The organism is Sphingomonas sp. (assembly GCF_045810705.1).
Lineage (GTDB): Bacteria > Pseudomonadota > Alphaproteobacteria > Sphingomonadales > Sphingomonadaceae > Sphingomicrobium.
The window spans coordinates 182,967-198,197 of sequence record NZ_JBJMVI010000019.1 but is presented as its reverse complement, the minus strand read 5'-3'; the positions used below and the strand labels follow the sequence as shown (position 1 = coordinate 198,197).

The window sequence follows — 15,231 nt, the reverse complement described above, 5'->3', positions numbered from 1 at the left end:
CGTGGCAAATGCTGTGCCCCTTCCGACGCCCCAGTGGCGGCTGCGCGACGCCAAGGCGCGGTTGGCGGCGCTGTGGCGCGCCTATCCGCGTGAGATCGCCGGGACGGGTGTGTTCGGGCTCGTCGCGGCCGCGGCTGTCGCGACGACGTCGGTGTCGATGCGTGGGCAAGGCCCGCAGGCGGCCCCGCCCGCGCCGCCGCCAATGGTCGTCCGGCCGCTCGCACCGGCCGAGGCGCTGAAGCTGAACGCGGAAATCCCCGTCGCCAGCGGGCCCAATCCCGCCGCCGCGCCGTTCGTTTTCAAAGGCAATGCCGCGGCCCGATCGCAAGCGCTCAACTGCCTCGCCAGCGCGGTCTATTACGAAGCCGGGAACCAGGATGAGAACGGCGAGCGCGCGGTCGCGCAGGTGGTGCTCAACCGCGTCCGCCATGCGGCCTTCCCGGCAAGCATCTGCGCAGTCGTCTATCAAGGCTCGACGCGCCTCACCGGTTGCCAGTTCACCTTCACCTGCGATGGATCCCTCAACCGCCGGCCCGACGGCGAAGGCTGGAGGCGCGCGATCAAGGTCGCCCAGGAGGCGCTAGCCGGTACGGTGTACCAGCCGGTCGGCTGGGCGACTCATTATCACGCGGACTATGTCGTGCCTTACTGGGCCGCGACGATGGCCAAGAACGCGGTGGTTGGCGCCCATTTGTTCTATCATTGGGCCGGTGGCTGGGGCCAGCCGGCCGCGTTCACCAAGGCCTATGGCGGCCGCGAGCCGAGCGCGAGCGCCTTGCGCGCCGCTGCGCTTGCCGCCGTGCACGTGGTTCCCGCGCAGCCCGGATCGCTCGCAGCGGCGATCGCCCAGATTCCCGGCGCCGAGCCGCTGAAACTCAGCCCCTCGATGCGCGGCGACAAGAGGGTGGCGGTGCGCTTCAACCTGACTGCGCGGAAGGCGTCGGCGGAGGTGAGCCGCGAGGATTATTCCCGCAAGTTCGGTGTCTCCGACAATCTCAAATGGTCGCTGTCGGGCGACGCCGTAGCGGAGAACCAGGCGCCGCTCGGCAAGCCCGCAGGCGGCACCAGTGCAAGCGGAGCTTCGGCGCCGCGCTAATTGCTGCCCGCTGGGCTCGGCCGGGGCGCCGGCGCAAGCGCCAACTCAACCTCCAGCCGGATACGGTCGAGACGACCGTCGATCGCCACATAATCGTCCGACAAGGCGGTCGCGCCGCTCCACAGCCTGCCGGTCACCGCAAGCTCGCTGAACGGTCCCTGGTCGCGCAACGGGTCGCGGTCCTGGAGCTGGACGACGGCGTCGTCGAACGCGGTGCACCGATCGAGCTGAATGAGGCTGGGATCGCTGCGCAGTACGTGGTGGCAGTCGCGGCTGGCGCTGGCGAGCGCCATCTCGTCGCGCGTGCGTGCGAGAAACGAGGCGCGGTGCGCCGCCGCATCGATCGCCGCGAGATGGAGCGGCTGCTCCATCGGATCGGCAGGAGACGCTTTCGATCGTCCGCCACCGAGCAGGTGAGAAGCGGGCGATCGCACGGCGTCCGCCGAGGGCCCGAGCGGCCCCCCTATGAGCAAAAGCCCGAATACCCCCGCTGTCGCTATCGCCGCGAACTTCGGCCAGCCGCGGCCTGCCGATGGCGGGACAGCCCACTCCTCGTTGAGCTCGAGCGGGTCCTTGAGGTGACGCGCGGCGCGCAGGTCGCGATACGCGCGATTGATCTCCGCGGCGCGTTGCGCATCGCCGCCCTCACGGTCGGGATGATGCTCCTTGATGAGCCGCCGGTAAGCCTGCTCGATCGCCGCGGAATCGGCCCCGGGCTCCAGCCCCAGCGCAACGTATGCGGACGCGTCTTCGGCCATCGCCGACCGGTTTAATCCAGCTTAATCCGTTATGGAATGTGGCGCGAGTGACGGGACTCGAACCCGCGACCTCCGGCGTGACAGGCCGGCGCTCTAACCAACTGAGCTACACCCGCGTTTTTGGCGTCGCGGCGACCTACGGTCGGCGCTTGGGAGTGTCAACCATCGCCGGCTCCATTTGCTGGCGATCCTCGACCTCCTCCTCATCCTCTTCGCCGGCGTGGGTCAAGGTGCCGTGCTCGAACAGGAATCCGGCGATGTCCGGAGTTCCAGCGGCCGAAAAGACCGTCTTCAGGATGATCAGCAAAGGAACCGCCAGCAACGCGCCTGTGGTGCCCCATACCCACGCCCAGAAGGACAGCGAAATGAGGATAGACAAGGGGCTGACCGTGAGGCGGTGGCCCACGACCATCGGCGTGAAGAAGTTGGCCTCGACGAGATGGAAGCCGATGAACACGGCGGGGGGCAGCAGTGCGCCCCAGATGTCCGGGTAGGTCATGAGACCGCCGAGGAACAGCAAAAGAGCGCACACGATCGGGCCCAGGTAAGGGATGTAATTGGCGACCGCGACGATGCCGCCCCACATCACCGGCGAGGGCATTCCGAGCCACCACAGCGCCCCGGCGGTGAGGGTGCCGAGACCGATGTTGATAACCGTGATCGTGCCGAGATAGGTCGAGGTCGCGTCGACCACCTGCTGGATGACGCGCGCGGTGGTCAGCGCGCCCTCGAAGCTGCCGCGGGTGACGATCGCTTTCTTGCGCATCGCGGTCCAGCCGGCGAGGAAGAAGAAGATCACCAGCAGCGCGAAGAACAGCTGGATCAAAAGATGGGGCGCCGAGCTGGTCAACAGGCCCAGCATCGAATGCGGCTGCTCGACATTGACCGTCGGTGTGGCCTGCGCCGGCCCAATCGCGATCTGCGACGTCGCGCGCTCGATCCACCGGTCGAGATGCTTGTAGAGGCGGATCACCGGTTCGAGCGCGGCTCGAACCTTCGGGATCTTGGCCGGCACCTGTGCCACCCAGTCGGTGGCGGGAACGACGATCGAGCCGATCGCGAAGAAGGCCAGCATAAGAAAGATGAGGACGCATAGTCCTGCCGACAGCTTGGACGGGATGCCCCTCCGCTCGAACCATTCGAGCAGGGGCACCAGCGCAATCGCGACGACCAGCGCGGCCGTCACCGGCATGAAGAATTCAGCGCCGCCGCGGAGCGCGAACGGCACCATGACGATCAGCCCGATGCCCGCGATCAAGGTGAGCGACGCGAGCAGGCGATCGCGCTTGACGGTGATGGTCTCCGCCAGCATCCGCGCTTCGTCGGCGGTCTCATCCTCGACCGGGTGCTTGCGGGTGCGCGCGTCCATGGCGCCAGCATATCGCCCGCTCTGTCATGCGGCTAGCCGATTGGTGCCCCTGGTCAGAGTCGAACTGACACTCCGGTGAAGGAACTCGATTTTGAGTCGAGCGCGTCTACCATTCCGCCACAGGGGCCCAGGACCAATGTCCTGGCGGCGCGGGTTAGCTAGCGGGCGTCCGGGCACGCCGCAATGGGCGCCTGACAAGAACGAACTATTCACGGAGCGGACAGCCCCGTCTGGCGTTCTCCCCGCACCTCCAACCACGCAGGTGCAGCCATGAAAACCGCGGATTTCCTCGTCGAGCGCCTGAAAGCCTGGGGCGTCAAACGCATTTTCGGCTATTCCGGCGACGGCATCAACGGCGTCATCGGCGCCATCCAGCGCGACGGAAGCATCGACTTCATCCAGCCCCGGCACGAGGAAATGGGCGCGTTCATGGCGGTCGGGTACGCCAAGTTTTCGGGTGAGCTCGGGGTCTGCCTCGCGACCGGGGGCCCCGGCGCGACGCACCTGATCACCGGCCTCTACGATGCCAAGTCCGACCACACGCCGCTCCTCGCCATCTGCGGCCAGGCCGAGGCGACGGTTCGCGGCGGCAGCTACCAGCAGGAACTCAACCTGGATCGGATGTTCGCCGACGTCGCCGAATATGTTCAGGAGGCTTCGCACCCGGCGCAATTGCCGCACGTCGTCGATCGCGCCATCCGTCTCGCGATTGCACGGCGCGGCCCCTCGGCCATCATCATCCCCAAGGACGTGCAGGAGCAGGCCTTCGAGCAACCAAAGCGGGCCCATGGCTTCACGCGCTCCGGCCCCGGCTATTCGCGGCCGGCGGTCGTTCCTGCTGAAGCGGACCTGCGCCGGGCGGCGGAAACCCTCAATGCGGGCAAGAAGGTCGCGATCCTGATCGGCGCGGGCGCCCTCGGCGCGGCCGATGAAGTGATCGAGGTCGCGGACGTGCTTGGCGCCGGGATCGCCAAGGCACTGCTGGGAAAGTCCGTACTTCCGGACGATTTGCCGTTCGTAACCGGCTCAATCGGTCTTCTCGGCACGCGGCCCAGCTCGGACATGATGGACGGCTGCGACACGTTGCTGATGGTCGGGACAGGCTTCCCCTGGTCCGAGTTCCTGCCAAAGACCGGGGCGGCGCGCGCGGTCCAGATCGACGTCGACCCGGCCATGCTGTCACTGCGGTACCCATGCGAAGTGAACCTTCACGGCACGGCGAAGGAGACGCTGCGGCTGCTCCTGCCGATGCTCGAGCGTAAGTCGGACCGCGGCTGGCGGCAGCAAATCGAGCAGGGCGTGGCCGAGTGGTGGAAGACGCTGGAGGCGCGCGCCAAGACGGCCGCTCACCCGGTCAATCCGCAGCGAGTGGTGTGGGAGATGTCCCCGTGCCTCCCCGACGATGCGATTGTCACCAGCGACAGCGGCTCGTGCGCCAATTGGTATGCGCGCGACTATCGCGTCAAGCGTGGGCAGATGGCGTCGCTGTCCGGCGGACTTGCCTCGATGGGCGCTGCCGTGCCTTATGCGATCGGCGCCAAGTTCGCGCACCCCGATCGCCCGGTGGTCGCACTGGTCGGCGACGGCGCGATGCAGATGAATAACATGGCCGAGCTGATCACCATCGCCAAATATATGGACCGCTGGGCCGACAAAAGGCTCGTGACCTGCGTGTTCAACAACCAGGATTTGAACGAAGTCACCTGGGAGCAAAGGGTGATGAACGGCAATCCGCGGTTCGACGCGAGCCAGGACATCCCCGACGTCCGCTATTCAAAGTTCGCCGAGCTGATCGGGCTCAAGGGTATCTACGTCGACGATCCGAAGGATCTGGGCACCGCGTGGAAAGAAGCGCTGTCGGCCGACCGGCCGGTGGTGCTCGAGGTCAAGACCGACCCGGAGATCGCGCCGCTCCCGCCACACATCAGCTTCAAGGAAGCCAAGCAGTTCATGTTCTCGATGGCCAAGGACGAGGATGCCGGACACGTCATCGCCGACACGGCGCGGCAGGTGATCAACGCCGTTCTCGGGAAGGCCGACGCCGACTAGTTGCGCGGCGCCTGGCGTCGGTAGCTGAGCGCCTCGGCGACGTGGATACGGCCGACCTGTTCGGCGCCGCCGAGGTCGGCGATGGTGCGCGCGACCCTGAGCACGCGATGGAAGCCACGCGCCGAAAGCCGCATTGCCGCCGCGGCATCCGCCAGGAGCTTTCGCCCTGGCTCATCCGGAGTGGCGACCTGGTCGAGCAATTTGCCGTCGGCTTCCGCGTTGGTTCGGACACCGTGGCCGTTGTAGCGCTCCGACTGCAGCGTCCGCGCCGCGGCGACGCGCCGCGCAACCTCGGCGCTGCCTTCGGCGGGGGGCGGGAGGGTCAGGTCGGCAGCCGACACGCCGGGCACTTCGACGTGGAGATCGATGCGGTCGAGGAGAGGCCCTGACACCTTCGCCTGGTAATCTGCGGCACACCGAGGCGCCCGACTACAGGCAAGCGCTGCGTCGCCGAGATGCCCGCAGCGACACGGGTTCATCGCCGCGACCAGCTGGACGCGCGCGGGGAAGGTCACGTGGGTGTTGGCGCGGGCGACGCTGACGCTGCCGGTCTCGAGCGGCTGGCGGAGTGAGTCGAGAACGGGCCGCTGGAACTCGGGCAGCTCGTCGAGGAACAAGACGCCGAGGTGCGCCAGGCTGATCTCGCCAGGGCGGACGCGCAGCCCGCCGCCGACCAGCGCGGGCATCGAGGCACTGTGATGCGGCGCGCGAAACGGCCGCTGGCGGCGGATCTTGCCCCCGCCGAGCTCGCCCGCGACGGATGCGACCATCGAGACTTCGAGCGCCTCCGGTATTATGTAGCAGATGCACCAAACATCAGCCGCCACCCTTCAAATCGAGGGTTGGCTGATGGCTAGCGGGCTCTGGCTCTTCCTTCTTCACGGCGCGATGCTGCTGGAGGTCATTGGTGTAAATCACGCCGTTATCAATACTCGCTTTGGTGATCGACAGGTCGGTTCGGTACTCCCAATCCTCACCGAACTCGTTCGAATACGTTCCTTCGAAGATTATGCGGACTTCCCCGGTTCCGCTTTGAAGGCTTTGCAAATCTTCGGCAGCGAGTTGCAATTTGTATTCTATTTCGACCGGCTGCTCCCGGCCTACCGATCCGTGGGGCCATCGACCGGGATGCAAATTGGTGGTTTTGGCCACTCCGTAGGTTCTGAATATAGACGTGGCATAGAATATCAGCCCGTGTGCCGCAGTCCCGCCGCTGTTTGTGAATCTAAGCCAGATTACGAGCTGCTGGACTTCGTCGGGATGAAGCTCAACGGTTTCGCTCTTCGGAGCGAGATATGGCCGAACCATATGGAACGTGTGACCAAGTTGCTCTTCGGCCAGATTAGCTTGACGCCGCGTTTCGCGAGCAGCCTCACGAGCATAGAATGCCGCACCGACTGCGGCGACCAGGGTAAGCATTCCTCCCAAAGTTTGCAGGAACCCCGTCCAAAGCGATTGGCTGGCGATCTCAGCTTGCGCCTGAGCAGCATTCGCGGCCCGCGATTGCTGCACCAAATCATTTGTTTGCAGGCGATATTCTTCGGCTTCCTTTTCACAGGCTTGGGCATCGCGCGCGCGTTTCCGGCTGTTGCGGATGGACGCCAAGGCCGATGGCTGGCAGTCGCGGCCGCCGGGGCGGTAGGTGCCGCTTCGGGGATTCTCTTCGCCGTAGCTCTTTAGCGTCGGCTGAATAGGCCAAGTGGCAATGCCGATGGCAAGAGTCAGTAGTGCGACTATTCCAAGCGCAATGAACTCGCCCCGATGGCTTCTAAGCATTGCAGCAAAAACACCGCTGTAAACTTGCCCCGCGCCAGCTTGTTACGGATGTTAGGTTCGGAGTCCACAACGCCCACCGCCGCGAGCTTCTCGACCAGCTGCGCGTAAGTGACGCCCCGGCGCTTCAGCTCGCCCTTCAGCAAGCCCTTCACCTTGGTTTCCCACTCCGTATTCGTCGCCATTTGCCACTCCATTCGTCGCAAATGCACTCATATACGATACTTTTGCCCTTGCCTAGAGTGCATCAATGCCATTATATCAGATGCATAAGCATTGGAAACAATGGCAATGCAACACTTTCTCCTCTCCGCCGCCGCCCGCACCCTCAGCCTTAAGGCCGTGTTCCGCATGGGCGAGGACAAGGCTTACGAAACCTTCCGCCAGCTGCGCTGGTCATCAACGGAAGGCGAGGCCGTTTGCCCGCGCTGTGGTTGCGTCGAGACCTACGACATTAGCACCCGTCGCCGGTTCAAGTGCGTCGGCTGCGAGCATCAATTCAGCGTGACTAGCGGGACGATCTTCGCCTCGCGCAAGCTGTCCTTCACGGACTTGCTGGCCGCTATCGTGATCTTCGTGAACGGTGCCAAGGGCGTTGCCGCGCTCCAGCTGAGCCGCGACCTGGACTGCCAATATAAAACCGCCTTCGTCCTCTCGCACAAGCTGCGCGAAGCGATGGCGCGCGAGCAGGCGTCCGTTTCGCTGAACGGCATTGTCGAGATCGATGGCGGCTATTTCGGCGGCTACAGCAAGCCTGAGAACCGGGTTGAGGACCGTAAGGACCGCCGCCTCAAAGCCAACCGCACCGGCAAGCGCGAGTGCGTCGTGATCATGCGCGAGCGCAAGGGCCGCTCACTGCCGTTCGTCGTCGCCAATGAGGGCGATGCTTGCCCGATCGTCCGCGACCGCGTTGGAACGCTGGCGACGATCTATGCCGACGAAGGCACCGGTTGGGATGCGCTTCACGCGGGTTGGGATACGCGCCGGGTGAACCACTCCGTTGCGTTCATGGACGAAGGCGTTTGCACCAATCAGGCGGAGAGCTATTTCAGCCGCCTTCGCCGCGCCGAAGTCGGAACGCACCATCACATCGCCGGCCCATATCTCAACGCTTACGCGAACGAGATGGCTTGGAGAGAGGATCATCGCCGGTTGCCGAATGGTCGCCAAGTTGTCCTCGTGGCGTCTTCGGCGATGGCAGCGCAGCAGTCCCGCCGGTGGGCGGGTTATTGGCAGCGGGCAGCCTAAATCCTACGACCCATGATGCTATGATCATCGCGCAGAGCACGGCTAATGCCGTGAACGCCCAAGATATAACCTCCGAATAGGGCGCCGGAAGGATGTGAGCGCCTAAAACAACGACAAGGCCCACCATCGCCCCAAGGAACGCTCTGAAGAAAAGAGGCGTGCCGTGGGTGATCGCTCTTTCGAAGAGCGCCTTACCGTACTCGGTTACGCTCAAATTGTGCTCTTTCCGCGCCGCTTAGACCGGCAAGAGCCGCGAACAGTCCCGCGATAACGGTGCCGAGCGCAAGCTCCTTGAGTCCGGGCAGCAGACTAACGGCACCGAGCACAAGTGCGACTGCCAGGAAGGCCGCAAAAGCGGAAAAGCGCACGTAGACGCCTCTCGAATAAGCAACAGCCTGTGGCGACGTAGAGGCACGGGCAACCGGAACCACTTGCAACGAAGAGCCCTCCAGTATCACCCGAGCAGTGACGCTAGATGCATACCAGATTCCCACGTTGCCTCCAGTCCAGTTTCGACCAACTGAGTCGTCTGCACGACCTACGGGTCCATGCCTAGTTTCCGATGCGGTGGGAGGAGGCCGAACGTCGGCAAGCGCGTTCATTTCAAACCGGCCTTCTTCGCTTGAACAACCTTTTCTTGAAGCCAGCCAATCATGGACTCAGCGAGATCGATATCGAAATGGTATACGGCGTGAACCGAGCGTACAGCGCCCTCTTTTCCGCGCTTCGCGACATCCCGCAAGGTCATGGTGCCCGGCTCCCCTTCCACCGGCACGAGTTCAGCATCAAGCTCCTGAGGTATGACTGGCCGCTCAGAAAACAGCGCCATGCTTATGCCGTGCGGCGTGATTCCACCGTAGACCCCGTGCAGCGGATGTTCGCTGAAATTGGGTACCTTGATATAGTGGAAGGTGACCTTGGTCGGGGCGGTCGCCACGATTCCTCCTCGTGAATCAACGGATGACTACACAGCCGCATTAGGGAGCGCAACGTTACCGGGCGATGGCCCATAACTGAAATTGTCCCGGCCCGGGAACGGACGCAGCACGCCCTTTGTCCCGCTGGTCGCGCAGCGCCACGCCAACGCGCTTCGTCATGATGCGCAGCATTCGCTGATCTTCCGCGTCCATTGCCCGCTCCAGCAACATCTGAGCGGCAATCTCGCGGGTGGTGAGCGGTTCCTTGGACGTTCGCAGTATGGACAGCACCAAGCGGCTCATTTGCCCGCGCCTCGCCCAATCGTCGGGCGGTCGGAACGCCTTTGGCCTGATCGCTTCAAGCTCCATATCCGGCGCGACGATGCGAAGCGTCCCGTCGATATGCTCAAGCTGATTGACCAGCTCGCGGAGCCGAGCGTGCGTAAGCTCAATGTCGCCCGCCAGCTCGGCTCTTTTCTTGACCAGCCCCAAAATCATGTAGTCCGCCATTCGCGGACTTTAGCCATCATGGGCGATTACATCTAGCATCGCCTTGGTGCATTTGCTACATAATACCGAGCGCCTCGCTCGGCTGAAGCGGCGGGAGGATGCCCGGCAGGCAGGCGGCGAGCAGCGACTTGCCCGCGCCCGGAGGGCCGCTCATCAAGAGATTGTGCCCACCTGCCGCGGCGATCTCGAGGGCGCGCTTGGCCACTTCCTGCCCCTTGACCTGGGCGAGGTCCGGCCCGCCGTCGGGCGGCTCGGCCTCGGCAAGCTCGGGGATCGGGCACAGGCTGGTGCCCTTCAAATGCGCGAGCAACGCTAACAGGTCGGGCGCGGCGATGACGTCGAGCTGGCCTGCCCAGCTCGCTTCGCTGCCCTGGGCGGCGGGGCAGATCAGTCCTTTGTCGTGTGCGGAGGCATGGATAGCAGCGAGAAGCACGCCCGGCGACGTCGCAATCCGGCCGTCGAGGCTGAGCTCGCCCACCGCGACATAATGCGACAGCGTCTCGGCGTCGGTGGCCCCGATCGCCGCGAGCAGGCCGAGCGCAATCGGCAGGTCGTAATGCGAGCCTTCCTTAGGCAAATCGGCAGGCGATAGGTTGATCGTGATGACCTTGGGCGGAAGCGCGAGGCCGATCGACGCGAGCGCGGCGCGAACCCGCTCGCGGCTTTCCGCGACCGCCTTGTCGGGCAAGCCCACGATGGTGAACTTCGGCACTCCCGAGGTCAGCTGGACCTGGACTTCGACGGCGCGGGCCTCGAGGCCGAGGTAAGCGACGGTGGCGACGGTCGCGGCCATCAGGCTCCGCCCCCCGAACGATCAGCGCTGAACAGAATTCCCCCTAGCTCGGCGGTGCGAAGCTAGACCGTTGTGGACCTTTCCCGCAAGGCCGCTTGCGCGAACGGCCGCGCGCAACCACATCCGCGGCGATGATCACGCGTGTCCAGTGGCGGAATTTCTTCGACCATCCTGTCGTGGAATGGACGCTTTTCGGGACCGGAATGCTCCTCCTCTTCCTGTCGCCGATCGTCGGCGTCCTTCCGGGGCCGGGCGGAGTGGTCGTCGCAGCCGTCGGTCTCGGACTGATCCTCAAGACGAGCATGTGGGCGAAGCGCCATTATGTGCGGGTCAAGCGGTGGCAGCCCAAGGCCGGCAAGTGGATGGACTGGGCGCTTCGGCGGTCGAGCCATCAACGGCGCGAGGCGATCCGGAAGGCGGTCGATCCGGCCGAGCGGAATTGACTTCCTGGGCACCCTCCACTATCGGCGCGCACGACCGCGGCTGCCTCTTTGGCGGCCCTTTTTCTTTGATCCAAAAGGCATGAGCGATGAAGCGCACCTTCCAGCCCAGCAACCTCGTCCGCAAGCGGCGTCACGGGTTCCGCAGCCGCATGGCGACGGTGGGCGGCCGCAAGGTGCTCAATTCGCGCCGCGCGCGCGGCCGCAAGAAGCTCAGCGCCTAGCAACCATCAAGAAGCGGGCTGATTTCGTCGCCGCGAACGGCGGCCTCCGCGCAACCACCCCCGGGTTCGTCCTGCTGGTTCGCGAGCGCAAGGACGCCGATCCCGAGATGCGCGTCGGCTTCACCGTGACCAAGAAGATCGGCGGTGCGGTCGTCCGCAACCGCATGAAGCGGCGCTTCCGCGCGCTCGCGAGAGAGATTGTGCCTGCGAAGGGCGTCCCCGGCGCCGACCACGTGATGATCGGCCGGGCCAAGGGCATCGAGCGCGACTTCAGCCTGCTTCGCACCGAGCTCATCGACGCTATAGAGCGGCTGCGCAGGCCATGATCGCCAGGCTGATGATCCTGGTTGCCCGCGCGTGGCAGAAGGGCCCGTCGCAGGTTCTGCCGCCCAGTTGCCGCTATCAGCCGAGTTGCTCGGCCTATGCGATCACCGCGATTGAGCGCTATGGCGCCGCACGCGGCGGCTGGATGGCGTTGAAACGCATCTGCCGCTGCCATCCCTGGGGCGGCCAGGGCCCCGACCCTGTACCGTGAAGAGGATCGAACCTAGGTGAACGACAGCAAGAATATGATCATCGCCGTGGTGCTGAGCGCGCTGGTGCTCATCGGCTGGACCTGGGCTGCGAATAGATATTTCCCGACTGCCAACCCTCCCAGCACCAAGGTCGAAGCGGGCAAGCAACAACCTCTGCCCCAGCCGCAAGCGCAACCCTCGGCGCCGTCCGCGTCCAAGGCCGTGCAAAGCGTCTCGGCGGCGCTCGCTTCGAGCCCGCGCGTCGAGATTCGGACCCCGTCGCTGCAGGGTTCGATCAATCTCAAGGGCGCCCAGATCGACGACCTGCTCCTCGTCAACCACAGGCAGACGATCGCCAGGAATTCGCCGCCGGTCCGCTTGTTGTCCCCGCTCGGAACTCCGGCTGCGTATATCGCGAGCTTCGGCTGGACGGCGCAGAACGGCCAGGCCCCGGGCCTCGACACGGTCTGGTCGGCTGACAGCCAGTCGCTGACGCCCGGCCGTCCCGTCACGCTGACGGCGCAGACCGTCGACGGGACGCGCTACCAGATCAGGATCGCGGTCGACGAAGGCTATCTGTTCACGATTCAGCAGAGCGTGACCAACGCCTCAGGTCAGCCGCTCACGGTTCGGCCGATCGGCCTCGTCAGCCGCGCCGGCCAGTCGGCCGACCGCTCGACGTGGCAAAACCACACCGGCCCGATCGGCGTGTTCGGCGGAAAGGCCAATTACAGCGTCAACTGGAAAGACCTCGACCAAGGTACGACCGAAACCTTCCAGACCGATTCCGGCTGGCTCGGGTTCACCGACAAATATTGGCTGACCGCGCTCGCTCCCCGATCCGGAATGAGCGCCGAGTTCCGGCGTTCACCGAGCGGCGGCTATCAGGCGGATTACGCACTCGCCACGGCCAGCGTCGCGCCCGGCCAGACCCTGAGCACGGAGAGCCGCCTGTTCGCGGGCGCGAAGGAAAAAGCGCTGCTCGACCGCTATGAGAACGCGGGCATCCCCAAGCTCAGCTTCGCGATCGACTGGGGTTGGTTCTACTGGTTCATGATCCCGATCTTCAACCTGCTGCTGTGGCTGTTCCACACGCTCGGCAATTTCGGCGTCGCGATCGTCTGCCTGACCCTGATCGTCCGCGCGATCATGTTCCCGATCGCGCAGAAACAATTCCAGTCGATGGCGGGAATGCGCAAGCTCCAGCCGAAGATGAAAGCGATCCAGGAACGCTTCAAGGACGACAAGCCGCGCCAGCAGCAGGAGATCCTGAAGCTCTACCAGGCCGAGAAGATCAACCCGGCGGCGGGCTGCCTGCCGATCCTGCTCCAGATCCCGGTGTTCTACGCGCTGTACAAGACCCTGCTGGTCAGCGTCGAAATGCGCCACCAGCCATTCATCCTGTGGATCAAGGATTTGTCGGCGCCGGACCCGCTGACCCCGGTCAACCTGTTCGGGCTGCTGCATTTCTCGCCGCCGGCCTATCTCGCGATCGGAGTCCTTCCGATCATGGTGGGCGCGACCCAATGGCTGTCGATGAAGCTCAATCCCCAGCCGATGGACCCGGCGCAGGCGCAGGTGTTCGCGATCATGCCGTGGTTCCTGGTGTTCATCATGGCGCCGTTCGCCGCCGGGTTGCAGCTCTACTGGATGACCAACAACATCCTGACGATCGCCCAGCAATGGTGGCTGTACCGCAGATACGGACTGCACCTGTCGGATACCCACCCGGTTCACACATGAGCGAGGTCATGGACAATGAGATCGCCGAGCGGGCGCGCAAGCTGTTCGCCGGGCCGATCGAGTTCCTGAAGTCGGCTCCGGCGCTGCAGTTCTTGCCCGACCCGGTTGCGCCCGAGATCGCCTTCGCCGGGCGGTCGAACGTCGGCAAGAGCTCGCTGCTCAATGCGCTCACCAACCGCAAGGCGCTGGCGCGAACCTCGAACACGCCGGGGCGGACTCAGGAGCTCAATATCTTCGACGTCGGCGAGCCGCTGCAGCTGCGCCTGGTCGACATGCCCGGCTACGGCTTCGCCGAGGCGCCGAAGGACCTGGCGCGGCGCTGGCGCCACTTGGTGAACGATTATTTGCGCGGGCGCGCGGTACTTAAACGGACGCTGGTGTTGATCGATTCGCGGCACGGCCTGAAGCCGCCCGACCGCGACATCATGGACATGCTCGACAGCGCCGCCGTGAATTATCAGATCGTGCTGACCAAGGCCGACAAGGTGAAGTCGGCCGAGCTTGCCGCGACGCTCGAGCGCGTCGGCGAGGAAGCGCGCAAGCATGCGGCCGCGCACCCGGACATCTTCACGACTTCGAGTGAAACGGGTAGCGGGATCGGCGAATTGCGGACCGCGATCCTCGAAGCGGCCGCCTCTTAGGAGAAGGCGTTGTTCAAGCTGATCATCGGCAATCGTGCTTATTCTAGCTGGTCGATGCGCGGCTGGCTGGCGTGCAAGCAGGCGGGCGAGCCGTTCGATGAACTGGTCGTGCCGATGTTCGACGCCGATTGGGAAAAGCGCCGCGAGGGCGACGAGTTCGCGCCGTCGCTCGGCAAGGTCCCGATCCTGTGGGACGGCGACATTGTCGTCTGGGACAGCCTGGCGATCATCGAATTCCTCGCCGACCGCTTCGGCCCGGCGCTTTACTGGCCCGAGGACGAGGGCGCGCGCGGCATGGCGCGCTCGATGGCCGCGGAAATGCACTCGGGATTCGCCAACCTCCGGCGCGAGCTGCCGATGAATGTCCGGAAGAGCTTCCCGCCGATGAAGCTCAGCGAGGAAGTGCGAAGCGAGATCGATCGGATCCTGCAATTGTGGGCGCAGGCGCGGGCGCGCTTCGGCGGCACCGGCGATTTCCTGTTCGGCGATTGGTGCGCGGCGGACATCATGTACGCGCCGGTAGTGACGCGGTTCATCACTTACGGCGTCGGCGTGCCGAGCTTTGCCGCGGTGTACATGAAGCACGTTCTGTCGCACCCGGACGTCGCCGAATGGATCGACAAGGCCCAGGACGAGCCCTGGGTGATCGAGCAGTGGGAGACCGACAAGGCCGCCTAGGCGGGACGCTTCGCCTCGGCGTAGGGCGTGCCGTCACGGTGCGCGAAGCCCCCTTCGGTGGTCCAGATCATGTCGATGTCCGAATACCCGCCGCCGCTGTTCTCTCCGCCGCTCATGCACACGAACACACAGTCGGCATCACTTTCGTTGCGCAGGTGGTGGCCGTTGGTGCTGCCCTTCGGCCAGGCGGCGCAATCGCCCGGCCGAAGCGTGGTGCGGCCCTCGTCCTCGACGAGCACCGCTTCGCCTTCGAGCATCACCAGAAACTCGTCCTCGCCGTTGTGCCAATGGCGCTGGGATGACCAGGCGCCGGGCTTCAGCACGACATGGCTGACGCCGAAGTCGGTCAGCCCCGCGGCCGGGGCGAGGCGGCGATACCACCGCCCGGCGACTTCCTGGTTGAACGGCGGCGGATAGCCGGTGCGGCTCACCTGCTCGATGGCGTCGAGATCGATCTTGGGCATGAGCCTGCCGTTA

17 protein-coding genes, 2 tRNA genes and 2 pseudogenes are annotated in these 15,231 nt (G+C 64.8%); 10 read left to right on the top strand and 11 right to left on the bottom strand.

The window, feature by feature from the left end; genetic code table 11:
- Nucleotide 1 precedes the first annotated feature (1 nt).
- Nucleotides 2–1,096 (top strand): cell wall hydrolase, encoded by a 1,095-nt coding sequence (locus ACJ8FR_RS10495; protein WP_407828570.1) that lies wholly within the window; start codon nucleotides 2–4, stop codon nucleotides 1,094–1,096.
- Here ACJ8FR_RS10495 and ACJ8FR_RS10490 read toward each other — a convergent pair.
- The 4 genes from ACJ8FR_RS10490 to ACJ8FR_RS10475 all read right to left on the bottom strand — a co-directional run bounded on the left by ACJ8FR_RS10490 (nucleotide 1,093) and on the right by ACJ8FR_RS10475 (nucleotide 3,350).
- On the bottom strand, nucleotides 1,093–1,854 hold the full coding sequence (locus ACJ8FR_RS10490; RefSeq protein WP_407828569.1) for a DnaJ family molecular chaperone: 762 nt from the start codon (nucleotides 1,852–1,854) through the stop codon (nucleotides 1,093–1,095). The two genes, ACJ8FR_RS10495 and ACJ8FR_RS10490, sit on opposite strands and share 4 nt — an antisense overlap.
- 39 nt (nucleotides 1,855–1,893) lie before the next feature.
- Nucleotides 1,894–1,970, bottom strand: a tRNA-Asp gene (locus ACJ8FR_RS10485).
- A gap of 20 nt (nucleotides 1,971–1,990) precedes the next feature.
- Nucleotides 1,991–3,223: an AI-2E family transporter gene (locus tag ACJ8FR_RS10480; protein WP_407828568.1), complete on the bottom strand. Its 1,233-nt coding sequence runs from the start codon at nucleotides 3,221–3,223 to the stop codon at nucleotides 1,991–1,993.
- 41 nt (nucleotides 3,224–3,264) lie between these two features.
- Nucleotides 3,265–3,350, bottom strand: a tRNA-Leu gene (locus ACJ8FR_RS10475).
- 143 nt (nucleotides 3,351–3,493) lie between these two features.
- Between ACJ8FR_RS10475 and ACJ8FR_RS10470 the strand changes: the two genes are divergently transcribed.
- On the top strand, nucleotides 3,494–5,272 hold the full coding sequence (locus ACJ8FR_RS10470) for a thiamine pyrophosphate-requiring protein (RefSeq protein ID WP_407828567.1): 1,779 nt from the start codon (nucleotides 3,494–3,496) through the stop codon (nucleotides 5,270–5,272).
- Here the strand turns inward: ACJ8FR_RS10470 and ACJ8FR_RS10465 are convergent.
- The 3 genes and pseudogenes from ACJ8FR_RS10465 to ACJ8FR_RS10455 all read right to left on the bottom strand — a co-directional run.
- A pseudogene (locus ACJ8FR_RS10465) lies at nucleotides 5,269–6,060 on the bottom strand (YifB family Mg chelatase-like AAA ATPase); the annotation flags it as partial. The gene ACJ8FR_RS10470 and the pseudogene ACJ8FR_RS10465 sit on opposite strands and share 4 nt — an antisense overlap.
- Nucleotides 6,061–6,088: 28 nt before the next feature.
- Nucleotides 6,089–7,048 (bottom strand): hypothetical protein, encoded by a 960-nt coding sequence (locus ACJ8FR_RS10460; RefSeq protein WP_407828566.1) that lies wholly within the window; start codon nucleotides 7,046–7,048, stop codon nucleotides 6,089–6,091.
- The gene (locus ACJ8FR_RS10455; protein WP_407828565.1) at nucleotides 7,006–7,230 is read right to left on the bottom strand and encodes a DUF6471 domain-containing protein; all 225 of its coding nucleotides are present in this window, start codon (nucleotides 7,228–7,230) and stop codon (nucleotides 7,006–7,008) included. The genes ACJ8FR_RS10460 and ACJ8FR_RS10455 overlap by 43 nt, the downstream gene beginning before the upstream one ends.
- Nucleotides 7,231–7,336: 106 nt before the next feature.
- Here ACJ8FR_RS10455 and ACJ8FR_RS10450 point away from each other — a divergent pair, with 106 nt between their 5' ends.
- On the top strand, nucleotides 7,337–8,293 hold the full coding sequence (locus ACJ8FR_RS10450) for an IS1595 family transposase (RefSeq protein WP_407828564.1): 957 nt from the start codon (nucleotides 7,337–7,339) through the stop codon (nucleotides 8,291–8,293).
- A gap of 598 nt (nucleotides 8,294–8,891) precedes the next feature.
- Here ACJ8FR_RS10450 and ACJ8FR_RS10445 read toward each other — a convergent pair.
- From ACJ8FR_RS10445 to ACJ8FR_RS10435, 3 genes and pseudogenes are all read right to left on the bottom strand, one after another.
- Nucleotides 8,892–9,230 carry a hypothetical protein gene (locus ACJ8FR_RS10445; protein WP_407828563.1) on the bottom strand — a complete coding sequence of 113 codons (339 nt, stop codon included), beginning with the start codon at nucleotides 9,228–9,230 and terminating at the stop codon, nucleotides 8,892–8,894.
- A gap of 55 nt (nucleotides 9,231–9,285) precedes the next feature.
- Complete coding sequence (locus ACJ8FR_RS10440) at nucleotides 9,286–9,720, bottom strand: hypothetical protein (RefSeq protein WP_407828562.1); 435 nt, start codon at nucleotides 9,718–9,720, stop codon at nucleotides 9,286–9,288.
- 61 nt (nucleotides 9,721–9,781) lie between these two features.
- Nucleotides 9,782–10,513 (bottom strand): annotated as a pseudogene (locus ACJ8FR_RS10435) (magnesium chelatase domain-containing protein); the annotation flags it as partial.
- A 131-nt stretch (nucleotides 10,514–10,644) separates the two neighbouring features.
- Between ACJ8FR_RS10435 and ACJ8FR_RS10430 the strand changes: the two are divergent.
- The 7 genes from ACJ8FR_RS10430 (at nucleotide 10,645) to ACJ8FR_RS10400 (ending at nucleotide 14,754) form a co-directional block, all read left to right on the top strand.
- On the top strand, nucleotides 10,645–10,956 hold the full coding sequence (locus tag ACJ8FR_RS10430; protein WP_407828561.1) for a hypothetical protein: 312 nt from the start codon (nucleotides 10,645–10,647) through the stop codon (nucleotides 10,954–10,956).
- An 86-nt stretch (nucleotides 10,957–11,042) separates the two neighbouring features.
- On the top strand, nucleotides 11,043–11,177 hold the full coding sequence (gene rpmH / locus ACJ8FR_RS10425) for a 50S ribosomal protein L34 (RefSeq protein WP_407828838.1): 135 nt from the start codon (nucleotides 11,043–11,045) through the stop codon (nucleotides 11,175–11,177).
- A 5-nt stretch (nucleotides 11,178–11,182) separates the two neighbouring features.
- The gene (gene rnpA, locus ACJ8FR_RS10420; protein WP_407828837.1) at nucleotides 11,183–11,503 is read left to right on the top strand and encodes a ribonuclease P protein component; all 321 of its coding nucleotides are present in this window, start codon (nucleotides 11,183–11,185) and stop codon (nucleotides 11,501–11,503) included.
- Nucleotides 11,500–11,712 carry a membrane protein insertion efficiency factor YidD gene (gene yidD, locus ACJ8FR_RS10415; RefSeq protein ID WP_407828560.1) on the top strand — a complete coding sequence of 71 codons (213 nt, stop codon included), beginning with the start codon at nucleotides 11,500–11,502 and terminating at the stop codon, nucleotides 11,710–11,712. Before rnpA ends, yidD begins: the two co-directional genes overlap by 4 nt.
- A 16-nt stretch (nucleotides 11,713–11,728) precedes the next feature.
- Complete coding sequence (yidC, locus tag ACJ8FR_RS10410; RefSeq protein ID WP_407828559.1) at nucleotides 11,729–13,435, top strand: membrane protein insertase YidC; 1,707 nt, start codon at nucleotides 11,729–11,731, stop codon at nucleotides 13,433–13,435.
- On the top strand, nucleotides 13,432–14,076 hold the full coding sequence (gene yihA / locus ACJ8FR_RS10405; RefSeq protein WP_407828558.1) for a ribosome biogenesis GTP-binding protein YihA/YsxC: 645 nt from the start codon (nucleotides 13,432–13,434) through the stop codon (nucleotides 14,074–14,076). The genes yidC and yihA overlap by 4 nt, the downstream gene beginning before the upstream one ends.
- A 9-nt stretch (nucleotides 14,077–14,085) precedes the next feature.
- Nucleotides 14,086–14,754: a glutathione S-transferase family protein gene (locus ACJ8FR_RS10400; protein ID WP_407828557.1), complete on the top strand. Its 669-nt coding sequence runs from the start codon at nucleotides 14,086–14,088 to the stop codon at nucleotides 14,752–14,754.
- Here the strand turns inward: ACJ8FR_RS10400 and ACJ8FR_RS10395 are convergent.
- Nucleotides 14,751–15,218, bottom strand: a complete 468-nt coding sequence (locus tag ACJ8FR_RS10395) for a cupin domain-containing protein (RefSeq protein ID WP_407828556.1) — start codon at nucleotides 15,216–15,218, stop codon at nucleotides 14,751–14,753. The genes ACJ8FR_RS10400 and ACJ8FR_RS10395 overlap by 4 nt on opposite strands.
- Nucleotides 15,219–15,231: the final 13 nt, after the last annotated feature.

Coding starts and splice junctions, on each gene's coding strand:
- ACJ8FR_RS10460 (WP_407828566.1), bottom strand. CDS start 7,048: ATGCTTAGAAGCCATCGGGGCGAGTTCATTGCGCTTGGAATAGTCGCA.
- yihA (WP_407828558.1), top strand. CDS start 13,432: ATGAGCGAGGTCATGGACAATGAGATCGCCGAGCGGGCGCGCAAGCTG.
- ACJ8FR_RS10470 (WP_407828567.1), top strand. CDS start 3,494: ATGAAAACCGCGGATTTCCTCGTCGAGCGCCTGAAAGCCTGGGGCGTC.
- ACJ8FR_RS10450 (WP_407828564.1), top strand. CDS start 7,337: ATGCAACACTTTCTCCTCTCCGCCGCCGCCCGCACCCTCAGCCTTAAG.
- ACJ8FR_RS10440 (WP_407828562.1), bottom strand. CDS start 9,720: ATGGCGGACTACATGATTTTGGGGCTGGTCAAGAAAAGAGCCGAGCTG.
- ACJ8FR_RS10480 (WP_407828568.1), bottom strand. CDS start 3,223: ATGGACGCGCGCACCCGCAAGCACCCGGTCGAGGATGAGACCGCCGAC.
- rpmH (WP_407828838.1), top strand. CDS start 11,043: ATGAAGCGCACCTTCCAGCCCAGCAACCTCGTCCGCAAGCGGCGTCAC.
- ACJ8FR_RS10455 (WP_407828565.1), bottom strand. CDS start 7,230: ATGGCGACGAATACGGAGTGGGAAACCAAGGTGAAGGGCTTGCTGAAG.
- ACJ8FR_RS10395 (WP_407828556.1), bottom strand. CDS start 15,218: ATGCCCAAGATCGATCTCGACGCCATCGAGCAGGTGAGCCGCACCGGC.
- yidD (WP_407828560.1), top strand. CDS start 11,500: ATGATCGCCAGGCTGATGATCCTGGTTGCCCGCGCGTGGCAGAAGGGC.
- ACJ8FR_RS10430 (WP_407828561.1), top strand. CDS start 10,645: ATGATCACGCGTGTCCAGTGGCGGAATTTCTTCGACCATCCTGTCGTG.
- ACJ8FR_RS10490 (WP_407828569.1), bottom strand. CDS start 1,854: ATGGCCGAAGACGCGTCCGCATACGTTGCGCTGGGGCTGGAGCCCGGG.